Annotated in this window: 28 protein-coding genes and 1 tRNA gene; 8 read left to right on the forward strand and 21 right to left on the reverse strand. The window is 46.3% G+C overall.

Going from position 1 to position 17889, the window contains the following annotated elements; genetic code table 11:
- Positions 1-160 precede the first annotated feature (160 nt).
- Together rplS and ACTJKB_RS03090 are read right to left on the reverse strand one after the other, a co-directional pair.
- Positions 161-505 (reverse strand): 50S ribosomal protein L19, encoded by a 345-nt coding sequence (gene rplS, locus ACTJKB_RS03085; RefSeq protein ID WP_074088051.1) that lies wholly within the window; start codon positions 503-505, stop codon positions 161-163.
- 148 nt (positions 506-653) lie between these two features.
- A complete protein-coding gene (locus ACTJKB_RS03090; protein ID WP_440831747.1) occupies positions 654-941 on the reverse strand; it encodes a hypothetical protein in 288 nt (95 codons plus the stop codon).
- Positions 942-1307: 366 nt separating this feature from the next.
- Here ACTJKB_RS03090 and ACTJKB_RS03095 point away from each other — a divergent pair, with 366 nt between their 5' ends.
- Positions 1308-2255: a hypothetical protein gene (locus ACTJKB_RS03095; protein ID WP_440831748.1), complete on the forward strand. Its 948-nt coding sequence runs from the start codon at positions 1308-1310 to the stop codon at positions 2253-2255.
- Between the two features lie 92 nt (positions 2256-2347).
- On the opposite strand, the gene ACTJKB_RS03100 is transcribed toward ACTJKB_RS03095, so the two are convergent.
- Positions 2348-2599 (reverse strand): hypothetical protein, encoded by a 252-nt coding sequence (locus tag ACTJKB_RS03100; protein ID WP_074088046.1) that lies wholly within the window; start codon positions 2597-2599, stop codon positions 2348-2350.
- Between the two features lie 230 nt (positions 2600-2829).
- Here ACTJKB_RS03100 and ACTJKB_RS03105 point away from each other — a divergent pair, with 230 nt between their 5' ends.
- Entirely contained in the window at positions 2830-3036 is a 207-nt protein-coding gene (locus ACTJKB_RS03105) for a hypothetical protein (RefSeq protein WP_440831749.1), read from the forward strand.
- A 174-nt stretch (positions 3037-3210) separates the two neighbouring features.
- On the opposite strand, the gene ACTJKB_RS03110 is transcribed toward ACTJKB_RS03105, so the two are convergent.
- From ACTJKB_RS03110 to ACTJKB_RS03155, 10 genes are all read right to left on the reverse strand, one after another.
- Positions 3211-3284 (reverse strand) — tRNA-Pro (locus ACTJKB_RS03110).
- Between the two features lie 815 nt (positions 3285-4099).
- Positions 4100-4852 (reverse strand): tRNA (guanosine(37)-N1)-methyltransferase TrmD, encoded by a 753-nt coding sequence (trmD, locus tag ACTJKB_RS03115; protein WP_440832701.1) that lies wholly within the window; start codon positions 4850-4852, stop codon positions 4100-4102.
- On the reverse strand, positions 4852-5376 hold the full coding sequence (gene rimM, locus ACTJKB_RS03120; protein ID WP_440831750.1) for a ribosome maturation factor RimM: 525 nt from the start codon (positions 5374-5376) through the stop codon (positions 4852-4854). The genes trmD and rimM overlap by 1 nt, the downstream gene beginning before the upstream one ends.
- 105 nt (positions 5377-5481) lie before the next feature.
- Entirely contained in the window at positions 5482-5712 is a 231-nt protein-coding gene (locus ACTJKB_RS03125) for a KH domain-containing protein (RefSeq protein ID WP_074088041.1), read from the reverse strand.
- 22 nt (positions 5713-5734) lie between these two features.
- A complete protein-coding gene (rpsP, locus tag ACTJKB_RS03130; RefSeq protein ID WP_019910363.1) occupies positions 5735-6007 on the reverse strand; it encodes a 30S ribosomal protein S16 in 273 nt (90 codons plus the stop codon).
- 393 nt (positions 6008-6400) lie between these two features.
- Positions 6401-7786 (reverse strand): signal recognition particle protein, encoded by a 1386-nt coding sequence (gene ffh / locus ACTJKB_RS03135; RefSeq protein ID WP_440831751.1) that lies wholly within the window; start codon positions 7784-7786, stop codon positions 6401-6403.
- A gap of 21 nt (positions 7787-7807) precedes the next feature.
- Positions 7808-8164, reverse strand: coding sequence for a putative DNA-binding protein (locus ACTJKB_RS03140; protein WP_440831752.1), 357 nt, complete (start codon positions 8162-8164; stop codon positions 7808-7810).
- Between the two features lie 148 nt (positions 8165-8312).
- Complete coding sequence (trhA, locus tag ACTJKB_RS03145; protein ID WP_440831753.1) at positions 8313-8960, reverse strand: PAQR family membrane homeostasis protein TrhA; 648 nt, start codon at positions 8958-8960, stop codon at positions 8313-8315.
- A 93-nt stretch (positions 8961-9053) separates the two neighbouring features.
- Positions 9054-10571, reverse strand: a complete 1518-nt coding sequence (locus ACTJKB_RS03150; RefSeq protein WP_440831754.1) for a carboxypeptidase M32 — start codon at positions 10569-10571, stop codon at positions 9054-9056.
- 234 nt (positions 10572-10805) lie between these two features.
- A complete protein-coding gene (locus ACTJKB_RS03155; RefSeq protein ID WP_440831755.1) occupies positions 10806-11063 on the reverse strand; it encodes a YolD-like family protein in 258 nt (85 codons plus the stop codon).
- A 233-nt stretch (positions 11064-11296) separates the two neighbouring features.
- On the opposite strand from ACTJKB_RS03155, the gene ACTJKB_RS03160 reads away from it, so the two are divergent.
- From ACTJKB_RS03160 to ACTJKB_RS03170, 3 genes are all read left to right on the forward strand, one after another.
- Positions 11297-11512 (forward strand): type II toxin-antitoxin system HicA family toxin, encoded by a 216-nt coding sequence (locus tag ACTJKB_RS03160; RefSeq protein WP_440831756.1) that lies wholly within the window; start codon positions 11297-11299, stop codon positions 11510-11512.
- Between the two features lie 50 nt (positions 11513-11562).
- On the forward strand, positions 11563-11976 hold the full coding sequence (locus ACTJKB_RS03165; RefSeq protein WP_440831757.1) for a type II toxin-antitoxin system HicB family antitoxin: 414 nt from the start codon (positions 11563-11565) through the stop codon (positions 11974-11976).
- A 205-nt stretch (positions 11977-12181) separates the two neighbouring features.
- Positions 12182-12877 (forward strand): hypothetical protein, encoded by a 696-nt coding sequence (locus tag ACTJKB_RS03170; protein ID WP_440831758.1) that lies wholly within the window; start codon positions 12182-12184, stop codon positions 12875-12877.
- A 39-nt stretch (positions 12878-12916) separates the two neighbouring features.
- Here the strand turns inward: ACTJKB_RS03170 and ACTJKB_RS03175 are convergent, their stop codons facing one another.
- Positions 12917-13309 (reverse strand): hypothetical protein, encoded by a 393-nt coding sequence (locus ACTJKB_RS03175; RefSeq protein ID WP_440831759.1) that lies wholly within the window; start codon positions 13307-13309, stop codon positions 12917-12919.
- A 110-nt stretch (positions 13310-13419) separates the two neighbouring features.
- Entirely contained in the window at positions 13420-13716 is a 297-nt protein-coding gene (locus ACTJKB_RS03180; RefSeq protein ID WP_440831760.1) for a helix-turn-helix domain-containing protein, read from the reverse strand.
- 130 nt (positions 13717-13846) lie between these two features.
- Here ACTJKB_RS03180 and ACTJKB_RS03185 point away from each other — a divergent pair, with 130 nt between their 5' ends.
- The 3 genes from ACTJKB_RS03185 (at position 13847) to ACTJKB_RS03195 (ending at position 14921) form a co-directional block, all read left to right on the forward strand.
- A complete protein-coding gene (locus ACTJKB_RS03185) occupies positions 13847-14056 on the forward strand; it encodes a hypothetical protein (protein WP_440831761.1) in 210 nt (69 codons plus the stop codon).
- Between the two features lie 59 nt (positions 14057-14115).
- Positions 14116-14271, forward strand: coding sequence for a hypothetical protein (locus tag ACTJKB_RS03190; protein ID WP_440831762.1), 156 nt, complete (start codon positions 14116-14118; stop codon positions 14269-14271).
- Between the two features lie 89 nt (positions 14272-14360).
- Positions 14361-14921, forward strand: a complete 561-nt coding sequence (locus ACTJKB_RS03195) for a hypothetical protein (protein ID WP_440831763.1) — start codon at positions 14361-14363, stop codon at positions 14919-14921.
- 93 nt (positions 14922-15014) lie between these two features.
- On the opposite strand, the gene ACTJKB_RS03200 is transcribed toward ACTJKB_RS03195, so the two are convergent.
- The 6 genes from ACTJKB_RS03200 to ACTJKB_RS03225 all read right to left on the reverse strand — a co-directional run bounded on the left by ACTJKB_RS03200 (position 15015) and on the right by ACTJKB_RS03225 (position 17888).
- Entirely contained in the window at positions 15015-15701 is a 687-nt protein-coding gene (locus ACTJKB_RS03200) for a M15 family metallopeptidase (RefSeq protein ID WP_440831764.1), read from the reverse strand.
- Entirely contained in the window at positions 15701-16108 is a 408-nt protein-coding gene (locus tag ACTJKB_RS03205; protein WP_440831765.1) for a phage holin family protein, read from the reverse strand. Before ACTJKB_RS03205 ends, ACTJKB_RS03200 begins: the two co-directional genes overlap by 1 nt.
- Positions 16109-16208: 100 nt before the next feature.
- Positions 16209-16433 carry a hypothetical protein gene (locus ACTJKB_RS03210; RefSeq protein WP_440831766.1) on the reverse strand — a complete coding sequence of 75 codons (225 nt, stop codon included), beginning with the start codon at positions 16431-16433 and terminating at the stop codon, positions 16209-16211.
- A gap of 215 nt (positions 16434-16648) precedes the next feature.
- The gene (locus ACTJKB_RS03215; RefSeq protein WP_256701914.1) at positions 16649-16777 is read right to left on the reverse strand and encodes a hypothetical protein; all 129 of its coding nucleotides are present in this window, start codon (positions 16775-16777) and stop codon (positions 16649-16651) included.
- A 30-nt stretch (positions 16778-16807) separates the two neighbouring features.
- Complete coding sequence (locus ACTJKB_RS03220) at positions 16808-17194, reverse strand: hypothetical protein (protein WP_440831767.1); 387 nt, start codon at positions 17192-17194, stop codon at positions 16808-16810.
- A gap of 22 nt (positions 17195-17216) precedes the next feature.
- Entirely contained in the window at positions 17217-17888 is a 672-nt protein-coding gene (locus ACTJKB_RS03225) for a hypothetical protein (RefSeq protein WP_440831768.1), read from the reverse strand.
- Position 17889: the final 1 nt, after the last annotated feature.

The following is a 17889-nucleotide window of genomic DNA, read 5'->3' on the forward strand; positions in this document are numbered from 1 at the left end:
ACTATACAACAAAAAAACTCCTACCAAAAACTCCTCCACGAATACTCCGTCAGGAGGCCTTTTCGGAGAAGCTGATCCTAAGGCATATATGATCTGTACTTTATTATAGATGAATAAACGAAAGGGGCTTGAAATCAAGCCCCTTTCCTTTACCGCAATATTAGCGACGGATTTCTTTAATTCTTGCAGCTTTACCGCGCAGGTCACGAAGGTAATACAGCTTCGCACGACGCACTTTACCACGGCGAGCCACTTCGATTTTCTCGATCTTTGGCGAGTTGATTGGGAAAGTTCTTTCCACACCAACACCGTAAGAGATTTTACGAACCGTAAAAGTCTCACCAATTCCACCGCCGCGACGTTTGATTACAACGCCTTCGAACAACTGGATCCGTTCACGAGTTCCTTCGATAACTTTTACATGCACTTTCAAAGTATCACCCGGGCGAAAACTCGGGATATCTTTGCGAAGTTGCTCTTGCGTAATTGCTTGTAGGATATTCATTTAGGACTTCCTCCTTCCGTACAGGTGTTCTTGCCTCTTCCGGAGAGACCATTGCTCTCCCTCATTATCCGCAGAGGACCACCGTATTCCACACAACAGAAATAATATTATCATAAATCACCAGAAAAGACAACTTGTTTTTTGAGATTCAGAGAGGCATCATATCCCGCTTCTTCGCCTTAACCTTGCAGTCCTTGCACAAGCCGACAACCGTCCCGTTATCCTGAGCATAGAAGATCAGCTTACCGTTTTTCTTTTTACAGGAAGAGCAAGGCTGCTCCCCAGCACTCTGCTTGGCTTTACGGTGACGGTCCATAGAAATCACATTACTGGCAGTACTGCTTTTCGGCCTTGAAGATTGTCTTTTCGGGCTGAAGTAACCAAAATATACAATCACACCAACTAACAACACAACTACAACTGCCACATATTGCATCTGTATCATCCGCTCCCTTGACTGGTGTCAGTCTAATAGTAAACAGACTATCCCGGGCCTTGCATGGCGACGATAACACTGTCTCCATCGCTGATGCAAAGCTTATTCAAGCTGGCTGCAACAGCCCTACATCCAAATATATGTTAGCCGTTTGCTTCAGCCTCGCTAATAAAAAATGACTTCACCTTAAAAACATCGCTTTCATTGTTTATTCTAGCATACCTCTTCAATGAAATGTAGCCGATCAAGGCATCCTAGACTTTAGTCCAGTACAGTAACCCGTCCCCGGCCTGTTTTTCAATTTTTTCCCATAAGATATAGTATGGATTATACATAAGCAACAAGCAATTATGGGAGGGTCTGAAATTGAAAAGAAATCATAATACAGCAATCATCGCGGCGGTCGCCGTTCTCTCTATTGCACTGCTATCCGGTTGCCGGGAGCTACCAGGCAAAGAAGCTGCGGACAATCAGCTTGAACAGCGATTAAACGGGGATTTCCAGAAGGAAACCGTTGAGGCAGTAAAACAAGGTTTGGGCGAGGCCACCGTAGGTGTGGAGCAGGCTGTTCAGAGTGGTGTTGCAAAGGTGGCAGAAGAAATAAATGCGGGCAGTTTGAGCAAAGAGCTCAATACTGCTAAAAAAGCCGATTCTGCGTCAGCACTAGTTCTGGAGAATAGCGTAGGTGAAGTGAAGATCACTTCCGGGAACAGTGATTCCATCACCGTAAAAGCAACGGTCGTCGCACACTCTGGTCTTAATCAGGAGACAGAACGTAAAATTCTAGGCAGCGCAGAAGTTACAGTTCAAGCTGACGGCAATGAGCTTAAGGTATCCACACATGCCAAGAGTGAGCCCAAAAAAGATCTATGGACCTGGGCCCAAAAGAAGTATGGCTTCGCCGATTTCAGCATCAATTATGAGATTGAGATACCAGCTACTATGGATGAATACCATATCAGCAACAATGTCGGGGCAATTCGGCTGCATGGCCTGAAAGGCACTTTCCACATTGACAGCAATGTAGGCGCAATAGTTCTCGAGGCTGTACAATTCAGCGGAAAATCAACAGTGGAATCCAATACGGGTAGCATCGAACTGGATATCCGAGGCATGAAGTCTGAAAGCTCCCTTAAGGTACGCAGTGATATCGGCAAAATAACCGCAGATCTCAGCAGCGGACTCAAGTGCACCGTATCCACTAAAAGCGAGCTCGGCCAAATTACCGGAAACGGATCCGCAAGAAAGGAAATGAATGGCGGCGGTCCACTCATCTCACTATCCACACAAATCGGTTCCATTACAGTTCAATAGCATACGAAATCAGTGGGGCTGTACCAGCTTCACTAGGACACACAAAAGAAGCCAGTCTCGCCTTGAGATTGGCTTCTTTTGTGTGTCTCGACCTAAATCAGCGCTATGGCCAGCAAAGTGAACAAGCTTAACGTCAGAATCTCACTGCCGTACCCGTAGAACCCGCCATAGTAATTTCCGTAAGGATTAAATGCTGATGTCTTCATTTTACCGTTGCCCTTTGTTTTCAAATATACATTGTTTCTATCCACATTCACAATGATTCCTTCATGCCGCTTGCCGTCCGTAGTCATGATGCGAACTCTTTTGTTCATACAATGCAGACAATTATAATAGGCTTCCACCTGAGAACCCCTCCTCATTCGTGATGCTGTATGGTATGCGGAGGGGGATAAGCCGGGAACGGCAGTAGCCGTGTGGCAGATAGCAATAAAAAAAATAGCTGTGAAACAAAGAACTTGTGAACATTGTGTATCATTTTAGAACAAAAGGGGTTATTATTAATATAATATTCATAATTAGAGCGCTTACGAAGGATGGACAAATTTCATTTTAATCAGAGGAGGCAATTCTCATGAGTGCAGCTGGCAAAAGATTTATCAATGAAGGGGTGCTTCGTATCGCCTGGTTCATCATCTTTGCATCGCTTACCTATACTGTACGGAATTACACGTGGGTAGTCGTATTATTTTCGGTAGTAGCTATCTATGCGCTCGGTTCGGGTATTGTGATGCTTGCCAAAGATCACCGGAATCAACGCGATCACCGTTCTAGGGTTTAGCCGCGCGTAACCTCCATAAGCTTCCGTAACACTTCCTCTGGACCTTTGGTTCAGCAGGGAGTGTTTTTTATTGCGGCCACAAGCACCCTACGCGCACGGCAAAAAGAATCACATCGCTTCCGGTATCTTAACCGGCTGAATGTGATTCTCTCTGTCTCAATGATATCCAGTTGATCGGAGTAACAGGATTTGAACCTGCGACCTCACCCACCCCAAGGGTGCGCGCTACCAGGCTGCGCTATACCCCGACGCATATGTATGCTGCTGTATGCCTCTTGTTCAATATACGCATTCAACGCAATAGTAGAACCGAAGCAACGCTGATTTTCACCTATGTATACCGCAGATTTATAATAGATTCAAGTAGAATTTTCCAAATCTCAAAACTATTTTTTTCTTAAAATTCATGGTTTTTTTGCAGCAGCTGTGCTATACTCTTGGCACAAGGAAAGGAGGTGCGTTCACATCAATCATGACATGTTGAACGTATCCCTTACCCGGACCAACGGCTGAAGTTGTAGCCCTGGTGGCGCGGGATACGGATCAAAGTTTTAACTAGCGCCTCGGGTAAAGAGACCGTCTTCGGACGGTCTTTTTTATATTTCAAATCTCCTTATGCCATGCCTTAGATCCCGATATAAAAAACCACTACTCCAGGTCAGCTGAGGTAGTGGTTTTTATGCATGCTATATTGGTCTTATGATTTACGATTGGTATAGAAATCGATAATATCATTTACTGTGCGGAGCGGCTCCGCTTCCTTGTGGACAGTGTCCACGTCTGGCTTGAATTCTTCACGCGTATTCGTAGTCACTAATGTTCATTCCTTTCGATAGTTGAAATAGCTGCATCTGAGCTTCAATTTCCGTCGCCTCTTCTAATTACCCAAAAAACAGGATAGTAACGCACATCTGCTCGTATTTTTTTAGATATTCTATGGGTCTCATTTTCCTTTCAGCCTTTGCATAGATTTGTATTCCCGAACAAACACAACAAAAAACGCCTCATCAACATAGTATATGTTAACGAGACGCTATATATTCCATTTTATAGTAAATATCCACTAAAGTGTATCACTGCTCAATCTCTTCAATCGTTCCAGAGCAGCCTTATCCTTCACCGTCAACTCAGCTGTCTCTAACAGGTCCGGCCGGCGTTCCAAAGTACGCTGCAGTGCCTGCTCACGCCGCCACACTTCGATGTTCGCATGATGTCCACTGAGCAGAATGTCAGGTACCTTCCATCCTCGAAATTCAGCCGGACGGGTATAATGCGGATACTCCAGCAGACCGGTACTGAACGAATCAGTCACCGCAGAGGTCTCATTGCCCAGCGCCCCCGGCTGCAGCCTCACAACCGAATCGATCACTGTAAGCGCAGGAAGCTCACCCCCGGTGAGTACGTAGTCTCCGATAGACAATTCATCCGTCACCAGATGCTCTCTGATCCGCTCATCGTAGCCTTCATAATGACCGCAGATAAAAATCAGATGCTCTTCCTGTGCCAATTCCTCTGCCATCTGCTGAGTATACTTCTGGCCCTGAGGGCACATCAAAATGATGCGCGGTTCCTCCTGATCTCCGGATTCAGCAAGCACATGCTCCACAGCGGCAAAGATAGGGTCTGGCTTCAACACCATCCCACCTCCACCACCATATGGCGTATCATCCACGCTGTTATGCTTGTTTCCAGAGAAGTCACGGAAGTTAACCGCGTTCAGTGAGACAATCCCTTTTTCTCGTGCTTTGCCTAGAATGCTAGTGCCGAATACACCTTCACACATTTCAGGAAAAAGCGTCAGCACATCAATCCGCATCATGGCAGCAGCCCTTCCATCAAGTGCACCTTAATCTTCTTGGCCTGAATATCCACATCCAGTACAACATCGTTGATCACCGGAATCAGGATTTCGGGACCTTTGGCGGGCTTTACCACCCATACATCATTGGCACCAGGCTGAAGAATTTCAGTAATTTGGCCGAGAGCTTGACTATCGTCCACATCGGTATATACCTCACAGCCGACAATCTGGTGGAAGTAGTATTCATTCTCTGGCAGTTCCACCAAATCGTCACTCGGAACCTTCAGCATGCTTCCTTTATATTTCTCGACCTGATTAATGTTGGTGTAACCCTTCAGCTTGGCAATATACATTCCTTTATGTTCTCTTGCCGTTTCCACCGTTACCTCGAATTTTGGGCTACCGTCGGCGGGAACCACGAGCAGTTTTTTTCCCGGTGCAAATCGGACTTCCGGAAAATCGGTAGAGGATAATATTTTGATCTCCCCGCGAATTCCATGTGTATTGACCAGCTTGCCTACGTTCAGCTCTTCCGTCATCTGATCCTCTCCTTTACTTATAGTTGTGTTGTATGTTCCTGCTTATATATTTCAACAAAAAGGAGCCGGGATATACTATCCCTAGCCCCTCATTGAACGCATTCTTTAAGATAAGATATCCACGGTAACGCGTTTATCGCTCTTGACTGCTGCAGATGTGACCACGGTACGGAACGCTTTGGCGATCCTGCCCTGCTTGCCGATGACTTTGCCGACATCATCTGGATGCACAGAAAGCTCATAGACAATCAGGTGTTCCTTCTCCACGGTCCGTACAGCCACATCCTCTGGATGATCCACTAAAGCCTTAGCAATAACTCCAACTAATTCTTCCATAGAGGACCCTCGCAATCAGTCATTATTTCTGTTGCTTCAGCTCATGGAACTTCTTCATCACGCCTGCTTTGGAAAGCAGATTGCGGACGGTATCAGATGCCTGCGCACCTGTTTGAAGCCATTTAAGAGCCTTTTCCTCATCGATCTTAACTACTGCCGGTACTTCAATCGGATTATAATAACCGATTTCCTCGATAAAACGACCGTCACGAGGGGACCGGGAATCGGAAACCACTACACGATAGAAAGGCGCTTTATGTGCACCCATTCTTTTCAGACGAATACGTACTGCCACGAAATTCACCTCCTTATAAGAATATCGAAAATTTTACAATATGTTTGAGAAACCTTTTTCGATCCCTCCCAAACCCTCCCTTAGCCAAGGGAGGGCCCCAAGGGCTCTGCCCTCTGGACACCCGGCTAAGTGCAACTGGCGTGGGCATTCAGATGTCTCTGACTTGGGAATGTTGGGAGTAGGAACGCTTTCCGTCCCTGCGGGACACGCTTAACTGCAGCGGTACCTGGCGACGGGTAAAGATTTAACATTTAAGATCAAAAGACTAAGATCATCAAAAGACTAGGATCAAAAGACTAAGATCAGAACCCTTGATCATCTGATGTTGTACAATGTCTGATCTATATGAAGATCAAAGGACTGAGATCAAAGGATTGAGATCAAAAGATGTGATCAACGGAAAGGAAACTTCATTCCTTTACCACCAAGGCCTTTGAGCTGCTTCATGGCGTTTTTCTTGCCGCCCTTGCCTCCGCCGCCCATCATGCCGGAGAACTGCTTCATCATCTTGCGCATTTCATCGAACTGCTTGATGAGGCGGTTGACCTCAGCCACGTTGGTACCACTGCCGGTGGCAATGCGTTTGCGGCGGTTGTGGTTGATGATCTCAGGCTGAGCCTTCTCGGCCTTGGTCATGGAATGAACAATGGCTTCGACCCGGCCCATCTGCTTGTCGTCGACCTTGAGGTCCTTCATGCCCTTGGCTTTATTCATGCCAGGCAGCATGTCGAGTATCTGGTCGATGGGGCCAAGCTTCTTAACTTGATCCATTTGCTCCAGGAAGTCATCGAACGTAAATTCTGCATTGCGCATCTTACGTTCCATTTCCTTGGCTTTTTCGGTATCGATGTTGGCCTGTGCCTTCTCGATCAGCGACAGCATGTCGCCCATACCGAGAATACGGGATGCCATCCGCTCAGGATGGAAAGGCTCCAGCGCATCAATCTTCTCGCCTAGTGCAGCGAATTTGATCGGGCAGCCAGTGACCGCCTTGACAGACAACGCGGCGCCGCCGCGGCTGTCGCCGTCAAGTTTCGTCAGTACAACCCCGGTAAGCTCGAGCTGCTTATTGAAGCTGTCGGCAACGTTAACGGCATCCTGACCCGTCATGGCGTCTACAACGAGCAGCACTTCGTCAGGACTTACAACGTTATGAATCTGCTTCAGCTCTTCCATAAGCTCTTCATCAATATGCAGTCGGCCTGCAGTATCGATAATCACGTAATCCAGGTTATTATCCTTCGCATGCTGAACAGCTTGTCTGGCGATTTCTACCGGACTCGTCTGATCACCCAGCGAAAATACAGGAACCTTGATCTGTTCACCCAGCACCTGCAGCTGCTTGATCGCAGCCGGGCGGTAAATATCGGCAGCTACCAACAGCGGGCGGTGATTCCCCTTCTGCAGCAGCTTAGCCAGCTTGCCTGAAGTGGTCGTCTTCCCTGCCCCTTGCAGACCAGCCATCATAATCACGGTCGGCGGCTTATTCGACTTAGCCAGCTTTGCCTGGCTTCCACCCATCAGCTCGGTCAGTTCCTTGTTGACGATATCAATAATTACCATGCCGGGAGTAAAGCTGTCCATTACTTCCTTGCCAACGGACTTCTCCTTCACCTTGGACACAAAGTCCTTGACTACCTTGAAGTTAACATCGGCTTCCAGAAGGGCCAGCCGTACTTCGCGCATGGCTTCATTTACGTCATCTTCGGATACTTTACCTTTGCCACGCAGCTTGCTGAACACATTCTGCAATCTTCCGGTTAAACCTTCAAACGCCATATGCAGCTTTCTCCCTTCATGCTACTCTAACCTCTGCAAACGATCCACGAGCTCCGTGAACCGCAGTGTATATTGCTCAGGCAGCATCCCATTCTCCGGCAGTCTGCGCAGTTCTTCTAAGTATTTGTTGCGGCTCTCATGCTTCGAAAGCAATCCGAGCTTTTCTTCGTAATTCTCCAGAACCTGCTCCGCACGCTTAATGTGCTCATACACGGCTTGGCGGCTAATTTCAAATTCAGCGGCGATTTCTCCCAGGGAGAAGTCATCGTGAAAATAATATTTAAGAAACGTTTGCTGCTTATCCGTAAGCAGGCGTTCATAAAAAGCAAATAACAAGTTAATCCGGTTAGTTTTCTCGAGCCTATTCTCCTGACTCATTAAGGGCACTCCCTTCGTCAAGGAAAAACACTTTACAGCTTCACAACGTCCCTTATGATACCTAAAACAAAGAAAGATGTCAAGCCTTTTTGCTTGTCATCTTATTCTTTGTTCTAAAGGTGGATTTCCCCATGGTGGAGAACACCATTCAGTGAATCGGCAAAACGTAAAGAAGCACGACAAAAAAGTGTACAATAGTGCCTCCGAGCACAAACAAATGCCAGATCGCATGATGGTAAGGGAATCCCCGCCACACATAAAAAACCGTTCCCAGTGTATACAGCAGCCCGCCGACCAGCAGCCAGGCCATGCCCCCATCTGCCATCACCGCTGAGAGCGGATTCCAGGCAATCACAATCATCCAGCCCATGGCGATGTAAAAAATGGTGGACATGAACAGGAATTTCTTAACGAAAAAGGCTTTGAAGAAAACGCCGAACACTGCGACACCCCAGGCTATCCCGAACAAGGTCCAACCCAGCGTCCCCCGGATCGCCACCAGCATAAAGGGTGTGTACGTACCGGCAATAAACAAGTAGATGGAGGAATGGTCCAGAAATTCAAAGAAGTCCTTGGCTTTCCCTTCTCTAAGACTATGCACCAGTGTTGAATTAATATACAGCAACAGCATCGTGGCACCGTAAATGGAGAAGCTGACCACATGCCAGGCTGTGCCGTTCTGTACAGCGAAGACGACCAGCAGCACAAGCGCTGCTAAGCTTAATACGGCTCCAACCCCATGCGTTACCGCATTTGCGACCTCTTCCTTGCGACTGTATGTGTGTGTATTTGCCATTCCACTATTCCTTCCATTCTGCGCTTTCCTTCTATTATATTCCCTTCCGCGAAGTCCTTCCACTCTGCTGCAGACACTGGGTCCATAAGCTGATTATAGTTTATACAGCTCCGTATATTTAGCTTCTAAATAATCAGCCAGATAATCAGGATTCAGCGGCTCACCTGTCACCTGTTCAATGATTTGTGATGGAGTCAGGCTCTGACCATAACGGTAGATTTTGTTTGTTAGCCATTCCTTGATTGGTAGCAGGTTACCGGCGGCTATCAGATCTTCGAGCTCCGGCAATTCCTTGCGAAGTGTATTCAAAATTTGTGCGGCATACATATTTCCCAGTGAATATGAGGCAAAATAACCGAAGTCCCCGCCGGACCAGTGAACATCCTGCAGCACTCCCAGGGCATTGCTCGGAGGGGTAATCCCCAGGTATTCCTGATACTTGGCATTCCATACCCCAGGCAGATCCTTCACTTCCAGTCCTTCATTATAAATAAGCTTTTCAATCTCATAGCGGACAATGATGTGCAGGTTGTACGTCAATTCATCGGCTTCAATGCGGACGAAAGAATTCGCTACACTGTTGATCGCGCGGTAAAAGTCTTCCACTTCAACATTGGCCAGCTGCTCAGGGAAATGCTGCTGGAGATCTCCGTAGTAGCGTTGCCAGAATGAACGGCTGCGGCCAATCATATTTTCCCATAGTCTGGACTGGGATTCATGAATACCCATGGACGCCCCTTGAGCCAGCGGTGTGCCTACAAGATCCTTGCTGATATTCTGTTCATATAGAGCATGTCCACCTTCATGTAGTGAGCTGAATACAGCGCTTAAAACATTGTCCAGCAAGTAGTTTGTCGTGATGCGCACATCCCCCGGGTTCAGCCCGGTAGCGAACGGATGCACACTTTCATCCAGTCGTCCGGCTTCAAAGTCAAAACCCATTTGCTCAAGAATGAATAATCCGAACTTCTCTTGCTGCTCCTTAGGGAAAATCTGGGCCAGAAACTCTGTATCGGGCTTGTTCTTGGATGCGGCTATAGCCTCGACAAGCGGAACAAGGCGGCTACGCAGACGTCCGAAGATATCATCCAGCTTCTCAACCGTCAGATCGGGCTCGTACATGTCAAGCAGCGTATCATAGCGGGAGTCCTTCACACCCCAGTGGTCGATAAACTCCTGTGTGAACGCAACAATTTTGCTTAGATAAGGTTCAAAGGTATCGAAATCATCACTTTCTTTAGCTTCTTCCCAAATCGTCTGGGCATGGGCGGTGAGCATGGAGTACTCCTCATAGCTTTTGGAAGGTATACTCTGGCTGCGCTCGTACTCCTTGCGGCAATCTTTAACGATCTTGTTCTGAATGTCGCTTAATTGGGCCATGACTTCCGGACGGCTGAAATATTTCGTGAACTCACCCATTTCCGGAGAAGTCTGCAGTCTGAAGATCTCGCCGCTGATCAGCCCGATGGTATTGGAACGAATCTCCACACCTTTGCGTGGGGCCCCTGTGCGCAAATCCCAATGCAGTAAGCCAATCGCTTCTGTGTACCCGCTAATTTTGGATAATAGCTCGCTGAATTTCTCCCACTCTTCCTGGACCAGTTGTTCCATGATTGAACACCCGCTTTCTCTATTTTTACCAGCTCCTCTTGATGATACTTTTTTAAATCCATATAATCAACAGCTCCTACAAGAATATAGCTAACACGAGTCAAAGCCGCATAGAATATATGTTTATCGGATTCTTTACCTACATTCACCTACATTGAAAAAGATCAATCTACAACGACTCATGAGGGTAAAGTGTGGGGAATGTATAGGGACTGCATAAATAAAAAAACCAGCTTATTCAGCCGGTTCAGCCTTCCATATGTCTAGTACGGGAAATTTATATATCCCTTCTGTTTCTGTCTGTAAATGAACTTTTCGGGTTGGTACGTCTATCTTCTTAATGAGTCCGGTTATTTTCCCTATTTTGTACACAGTTAGCGTTGTCGGAGATTTACCTGTCATTGCTTCTTGAAGCACATCACCTAGATCCTGCAAAGCATATTCATCATGATTAGGTGGGTCAAGATAATCAATCTCTTCATGTGTTCTCATTTCACATCACCCTTTCGAACATTTGTTCTTGTATTGTATACGAATAAGCGTTCGTATTTCAATGATTTTGAGGAATTTATATGAAATTCTAATCCATGCCGCTTAGGTCAGGAAAATTTTCCAGAACCATAACAACTTCAGCACACCTCAATTATGCGTATTATATTACGCAATAAATTGTTGACGCGCAATATAATGCGTGTTACAATAAGAATATAGAAAGGAGGTAAGCGATGGGAAAACAAAAAACAGTCCGAGAAGTTATCCAAGCCCTTCGGGAGGCAGGGTTCAAACCTTCACCGAGCCACGGGAAAGGCACCAGTCATCAACGGTACATACACCCGACAGACCCAACCCGATATGCTGATGTTAGCGCCCATGCAGGCGGGCGCTCCATACCGAAGGGGACACTCAAGAACATAGAACGGACTTCCGGGGTTGAGTTTTAACCCCGGCTTTCCCCTCCGCTTACCTCTCTATTTTAAAGGAGCGTGATAATTTGAATACCCATGTGTATCCAGTAGTCGTTGAACAAGCAGAAGACGGCGGCATCGGCATGTATTTCCCTGACTTCCCTGGGACTGCGATTATCCCGAAGGATTTAGCAGATGGCATCTGGCGCGCGAAGGAATTGCTTGCCTTTCGTCTTCTGGAGTTGGAGGAAAAAGGAGAGGCGTTCCCCGTGCCTTCCCTTCCAGATCATATTGAGCTTGAAGACTCTACAGACCGTATTGTCTTCGTTGATGTGTTCCTGCCGCCGTATAAGGACGCGGCCGCTAATAAGTCAGTAACTAAGAATTGTTCAATTCCAAAATGGATGCGTGACGCGGGTGATGCGGCAGGATTGAATTATTCTTTGCTGCTACAAAACGCGGTTAAAGAAGCGCTTCGCATCGAAGCAAGTAGCCAATAATGGCAATTGAACCGCCCGCCTGATGATGGCCGGATGGGAACCGGCCGAAACCAATCTGCTTAAAGCAGGTTGGTCGCGGGAACCCGCTACGAATTGGTTTTGCAAGACTAGCCTTTATATAATGTTCATTATAAAATACATAGATTACCATCCCTTAATCTGGTAGAATCAATTTGAAATTATTATCAGTTTTAGGGGGAACATCATGAAGAAACCATTCTATAAGCGCTGGATCTTTTGGGCGATTGTAATCGTAGTAGGAGGCATAATTGGGCTGACCACAGGCAATGATGATCCAGCAGATCAGGCAGATCCATTAGCTACCGAAGAGGCTCAACCCGCTGTAGTCGAGACCACACCAGAACCAACAACTATTCCTACTGAAGCACCATCGATTAAACCCACTCTCCAACCAACCACAGCACCTACTCAAGCAATAGCCGCTGATAAAGTGCCTTTGTCAAAGGATGAGGTGCTGGCATACACAGCAAACCTTACAGGAAAAACCTTTATCAAAGAGGTCAAAGTTGGTACGGATAGTATAAGCGTGATCTTCTTCAAAAATTTCAAAGAATACAAAGATGCCAACCCGAATTCTGGTATAAAAAATGAGGATTATGTAGATTATTTCGCTACTGGAGATCAGATCAATAAGCTACTTATGCAAGAAACGAGCCGACTATTTAAGCAATTCCCAGGAACCGCAACGGTTGACATGACCATACCCTATGATGGGAAAACGTACTCTGTGGATTTGACTAAGGGAGCCGTAGAAAGCTTTTATAACGTAGACTTCAGTACGCTTACTTCAAATGAAATATGGCGTGAGAAGATAAGTGATCCCCACTTCAACAAAGAGGATAGACAAAAATTCGTTGATAAATTTGTTACAGTAAAATAAAAAAAGCCCCGGGGACTCTCCGGGGTTTTGCTATGTCGCTCAGGATTTCACTTTAGTCGATGCTTCTTTTAAGTTATCCCCCAGCTCTGAGGTATATTTGGTCAGCTGCAGGCTGATTTCTGCCTTCAAGACATCCCGGGTCAGTCCAAAGCGCTCAGTATACCCCCTACAATTAATATGATGGTAGATAACAAAATCATCCTGTTCATCGCCTAGGATTTTGATATTGGATTGTTTAAGCTCTCGTCGCATCCGGTACTGGTCCTGTTTCATCCGCTCCAACAAGGCATTCCCGGCCATCAAGTAAAGTCGCTTGAGAATATTCGTGGAGTGCTCTATATCCCCTAAACTGTTTCGCACCATCTGCTCCATATACTGCAGCAGTATGTAATCGCGGAGTATGGTCCGCTCCTCTATTGTTATGTTACTCATCCAGCAGGCCTCCAAAATAAGAACGTTTGTTTGTATTATATGCCCGTAGTGGATTTTTTAGCAATGGTTTGATTTACCTCACAACAAAAAAAAGACCGGGGAGAATGTCCCTAGTCTTTACTCACTTCATTGTTCGCGTAATACTCATTGACTTTACGCCAAATATCCAACTCCGCCTGCGAGAAGCCTCCAGGATTGACCTGCTCATCCTCCCGGTACTCGATAAGCTCCGAAACGTCTTTCAGGCCGAAATATTTCATGAGCTTTTCCAGATGCTCAGGCGACCAAGTTTTTGCTGTGTTATTCTCGTAATCCTTCAATGTATTCCAACGAATATCAAGTGTTTCGCTCAGCTCCTTGACACTCGGTTTACTCCCTCTTAATTCTCCAAGCCTTAACTTCAACATAATATCACCTCACCAATAATATACAGCACTCCGTACAATAATTCAACTATTATCGTTGGTATTTAACTTATTTTGTTGACATTCAACATAATTCGTTGTATAATAAGAGTATAGAAAGGAGGTGAACATGATGGACAAAATCACAATGGCAGCTTTTGAAAAGCTCCAAAAACGAGAACACCTCCTGAGAGTAGCCCGCGAACGATTTGCACTCGGTCGCAGCTCCCGGGAGGAGTTCAAGGAAAGACAGGCTGAAATTCTTCGTCAATACGCGCTAACGGAAGCCGAAGAAACAGCCTACAGTATCTATAGTCAGATTACCAAACAACGTCGCAGTTAGCAAGTCAGGAGGAGCCGCAAGGCTCCTCCCCTAAATAAAACCGGAGGAGGAAATTGGTTATGAAACCTCGCCGTCGAACTGGATATCTGGATTACGCTGTTATGGACAATGTGATTTTCCCCCTGCTGCTGGTTAACGAGGCTTTATTCAGCGCCTTAATTGATGCCAGTGATAAGGGAAAGGTTGAACTGATCCATAAGCAACGAAAAGCTTGACACAACTGGGTTAAGCGGTCTTAAAGGATTTTCATCAATTTGCCAGAATACACTTATAACGAAATAGGCGTTTTGGGGGAGTGGAGCCGATGGGCTGGAAAAGTTCGAATATGGCTGATTATGTGGCGCCCGAAGAATTCATCTATGCAAAAACTGAGATTGAATTCATTAAAGACTGGAAGGAAAATCATCCTGATGCAACCTGTTATTATTGCGGGAAGGAACGCGAATATCAAGAAATGGAGCATGTTTTCTCACCTGATATTGTAGATAGGTTAGGGATATGCAAACTTTGTTTTTTGGAATTTCGGATCGGCCATCTATGGACAGATAGGTTTGTAGTGGAATATATTCTTTCTCGTTACAAGCGTCGGCGGGATGTTATTTTATGGTTTCAGAGCAATGGATATGAAATGTTCGAAGCCGGTGCGTCAGATGATCCAGAAGATAATTGGAAGGCATTTGCCTTCATCAATAACCCGGCCAAGTATTTTGACTTTATGAGTAGGAAACATAAGAGGCGTCAGGAACAACCCGACGATGCGAACCTAACCCGCGATGAGGCAATAGAAATGGATGAGTTATTAGGGGACCGCACTCATATAAAGATTTTCAAGGACGGAGCAATTGAGATTATTCAGTTATTTTAGGAATGGCCCCGATCCCCGGGGCTTTTTTAATTCATGAACAGTAAAAAGCCCACCAGCCGGAGCCAGTGGGCATAATCCCAAGCGTTTGGGATTTTACTTGGTTATATTAACCGTCTTGGTAGCAGCGTCATAGGCTACCGTTGCTCCTAGCACTCCAGCCAAGGCCCGCACCGGGATGTATGTCGTGCCATCGTCCAAAAGACCATCAGTCAGCTTTTTACCATTCAGCAGTACCTTAACCGGCACATCCTTTCTCATCTCATCTTCCCCTTTTGATTTATTTATTTTTGTAATTACCGCATCTAACTGCGCCTGTGTTGGCCGCTTACCTGTCCGATAGTCTGCTGTGCTCAGGCCATAGGTTATCTGCAGGTGAGGCATATCCTTAAAACTGGTCCAGTCCCCACCCCACTCCCACCCGATACGCTTTGCATCAGCTACTACCTCATCCCAATCCGCTACGCCGTCACCATCTCCGTCACGCTTGGTATCCCAGCTCACACCGCCATTTGGTAGCAACAGCGCGAAATCAATCGCCACGCCGAAATTGTGGTATGAGTATCCGCCCCGGGCATTGGTGACGATCTGCCCCGGCTTGGTCCGCCCCTGGGCATACAGGCCGTCTTGCTCAGGGATTGACCGCAGCCCCTGGGTAATGACAATCGGTACACCGTGAGCATACGCAAACTCTATTAGCGCCTCAGTTGCCGCGCGGTCCGCCGAAAGAAGCCCGCTCAGTTTAGACGCGGACTTTGCTTTGACTTGCTCAAGAGTCAACATTACTCGTCAGCTCCCTTATCTCCAGATTTACCCTTGAGGACTTCAACGGCCTGCCGCAGCCCTGGCGGTATCGGTGCATCCAACCGCCCAGCGTTTTCAATAAGGCTCAAAAGTTCATTCGCGAGGTAAAAAAAGATTGCCGCGTCCCTGAACAAATGATTGCCGCCTAGCGCCTGGTCAACTAAGTGCGCTACAGCCACAATGGCAAAGATCACTATCTTTCGGGCAATACCCCACAATCCAATATTGCTTTTGAGCTTTCCCTCTTTGGCTGCGGCAGCCACGCCGGTAACATAATCCAACACAACAAACACCAACAAAATATTAAGCAATGCAGACCAGCCTCCGAAAAAAAATGATGCGGCCACGCTGAACACTGGCAGCAGAAATTTAGCAATACTATCCACTTATCATCCATCCTCTCAATACAAATAGCCCCCGGAGTCTCACCGAGGGCAAAAGAAAAAGCACGTCTGATGTGGACGTGCCTTGTTGCATAGTAATCTACTAATCAATCTGGGCTAGAGTTTCTTTACGAAGCAAATCGTCAGGGAAGTATACCATTTTCCCTGTGGCCAGTAGTAACGTCTGCTCGCCTTCTTCTTCAATTTCATCTAAGATGGCTATCGATTCCCAATCCTCATAACTCAGCGAAAACGAAAATTCTTTCTCGATTGCTTCTATTTCTTCATCAGTAAATCCGAATTCAGCTGTGATCAAAAAATCTTCCATTGTTCGCACCGCCTTTTTTCTTTTAAGTGTAGCAGCCCAAAAGAAAATTGTTAACAAAAACGATGCAAAAAACAGACGTAAACTTACAATTTTATTGAAAATAATAAAAAATGTTTACTTCATAGAAGCGCCCGACCTCCTTTACTCCATCTTTGAATAAAATTTTCCCCCGGGGATCTGTGGGCAAAATAAAAACGCCTCTATGGGCGCCAGCTCTAATCTTTTTGTGGTGTGGCCAAAATCATTTCCAGCTCATCAGCTGTCAGATACTTCGGGCTGAATGTCTGCAGCTTAGTCTCTGTGACCTTACCCATGACCCACATATTAAGCAAAAATGGATACATCAATTTTCACCTCCCCTCATGCGCGGCTGACTACAAGCCAAAATCAAGTAACGCTAGAATTGCGGCTTCATTGGCTTCAGTCCGCTCCTTCAATGCAGAGAATTGATCGGTTAATGGTTGCTGATAGACTGGTTCAACTGGCTCTCCCGGCTCGGCATTTTGGTCCAGGTAAGCAAACTCCAACTCCTCAGTTTCGAGATTGACCCGGTAACCGATCGCCTCAGAAAATTCATATGCATACTGCCGATAAGTCAGCTTGATCACGCCCACTGTTTCTGGGACGCGCTCATTGAGGGATTTGTAGGAGGCAAAGTCCTGCTCCCAAGTCGTTTCCACTACACTCCCAGATCGCTCCCCGGTATCCACCAGCACATTCCCCGTAGATTTTTCATAATAGATTTTTCGTCCGATCTCCATTATCACCACTCCTTTTTATATTTTATCCCCATGCTTCCCATGTAAATGGGTACCCCGAGGCTGTATACAATGGAAATACACAAGAGCTTTGTGTAAGGTTAATTTTCGCGCTGCCGTTAGCGTTCTGCGTAACAATATAGGCATCATTGTCCTCATCCTTGACGACCGCAGAAACCCCGTACCCCCACAAGTTGAATAGTAAGGTACTGTTCCATACGCTTCCACCGCCCGTTGTACGAACTAAAACTATATTGGGCGAGAAAGATAGTCCTGTGATTGAACAGGTTATATACGAGGGTGTTCCCCCATTTATAGCTGTGTGCGTTGTAAATGAACTGTTGTCAGAAGTGCCCGTACCGCTGGCGTACAGACGTTCAGCTAATGTTCCCTGTACTCCATAATAGTTTGCCGTTGATTTGATATCTGCTGGTTTTATTGTTGTTCCTTCGTTACTAGCGATCATGGAATATGGAATTACTATTTCCGCATTTGCTCCATTAGCCGGTGTTCGGTAAGCACCCGTAGGAATACGTACGTAGAGATTTGACCCATTCGCTCCCATTGAGACCGCTGCTTGCTGTGCTGGGCGCTCAATTATTGAGCCATTTGCGTTGTACAATGTTCCTGCACTAAATGTCTTTCCTGCAACAACATCAGAAGCAGCAGCTGTTCCGGGTAAAATCAGCTTAGTCATG

It is taken from the genome of Paenibacillus sp. 22594 (assembly GCF_052044425.1).
In the GTDB taxonomy this organism is placed as follows: domain Bacteria; phylum Bacillota; class Bacilli; order Paenibacillales; family Paenibacillaceae; genus Paenibacillus_AQ.

Coding starts and splice junctions, on each gene's coding strand:
- trmD (WP_440832701.1), bottom strand. CDS start 4,852: ATGCGGATTGATGTGCTGACGCTTTTTCCTGAAATGTGTGAAGGTGTA.
- ACTJKB_RS03190 (WP_440831762.1), top strand. CDS start 14,116: ATGAAACCTCGCCGTCGAACTGGATATCTGGATTACGCTGTTATGGAC.
- ACTJKB_RS03200 (WP_440831764.1), bottom strand. CDS start 15,701: ATGTTGACTCTTGAGCAAGTCAAAGCAAAGTCCGCGTCTAAACTGAGC.
- ACTJKB_RS03170 (WP_440831758.1), top strand. CDS start 12,182: ATGAAGAAACCATTCTATAAGCGCTGGATCTTTTGGGCGATTGTAATC.
- ACTJKB_RS03155 (WP_440831755.1), bottom strand. CDS start 11,063: ATGAGAACACATGAAGAGATTGATTATCTTGACCCACCTAATCATGAT.
- ACTJKB_RS03195 (WP_440831763.1), top strand. CDS start 14,361: ATGGGCTGGAAAAGTTCGAATATGGCTGATTATGTGGCGCCCGAAGAA.
- trhA (WP_440831753.1), bottom strand. CDS start 8,960: ATGGCAAATACACACACATACAGTCGCAAGGAAGAGGTCGCAAATGCG.
- ACTJKB_RS03175 (WP_440831759.1), bottom strand. CDS start 13,309: ATGAGTAACATAACAATAGAGGAGCGGACCATACTCCGCGATTACATA.
- ACTJKB_RS03180 (WP_440831760.1), bottom strand. CDS start 13,716: ATGTTGAAGTTAAGGCTTGGAGAATTAAGAGGGAGTAAACCGAGTGTC.
- ffh (WP_440831751.1), bottom strand. CDS start 7,786: ATGGCGTTTGAAGGTTTAACCGGAAGATTGCAGAATGTGTTCAGCAAG.
- ACTJKB_RS03185 (WP_440831761.1), top strand. CDS start 13,847: ATGGACAAAATCACAATGGCAGCTTTTGAAAAGCTCCAAAAACGAGAA.
- ACTJKB_RS03210 (WP_440831766.1), bottom strand. CDS start 16,433: ATGGAAGATTTTTTGATCACAGCTGAATTCGGATTTACTGATGAAGAA.
- ACTJKB_RS03220 (WP_440831767.1), bottom strand. CDS start 17,194: ATGGAGATCGGACGAAAAATCTATTATGAAAAATCTACGGGGAATGTG.
- ACTJKB_RS03160 (WP_440831756.1), top strand. CDS start 11,297: ATGGGAAAACAAAAAACAGTCCGAGAAGTTATCCAAGCCCTTCGGGAG.
- ACTJKB_RS03140 (WP_440831752.1), bottom strand. CDS start 8,164: ATGAGTCAGGAGAATAGGCTCGAGAAAACTAACCGGATTAACTTGTTA.
- ACTJKB_RS03225 (WP_440831768.1), bottom strand. CDS start 17,888: ATGACTAAGCTGATTTTACCCGGAACAGCTGCTGCTTCTGATGTTGTT.
- ACTJKB_RS03090 (WP_440831747.1), bottom strand. CDS start 941: ATGCAATATGTGGCAGTTGTAGTTGTGTTGTTAGTTGGTGTGATTGTA.
- rimM (WP_440831750.1), bottom strand. CDS start 5,376: ATGACGGAAGAGCTGAACGTAGGCAAGCTGGTCAATACACATGGAATT.
- ACTJKB_RS03150 (WP_440831754.1), bottom strand. CDS start 10,571: ATGGAACAACTGGTCCAGGAAGAGTGGGAGAAATTCAGCGAGCTATTA.
- ACTJKB_RS03105 (WP_440831749.1), top strand. CDS start 2,830: ATGAGTGCAGCTGGCAAAAGATTTATCAATGAAGGGGTGCTTCGTATC.
- rplS (WP_074088051.1), bottom strand. CDS start 505: ATGAATATCCTACAAGCAATTACGCAAGAGCAACTTCGCAAAGATATC.
- ACTJKB_RS03215 (WP_256701914.1), bottom strand. CDS start 16,777: ATGTATCCATTTTTGCTTAATATGTGGGTCATGGGTAAGGTCACAGAG.
- ACTJKB_RS03125 (WP_074088041.1), bottom strand. CDS start 5,712: ATGGAAGAATTAGTTGGAGTTATTGCTAAGGCTTTAGTGGATCATCCA.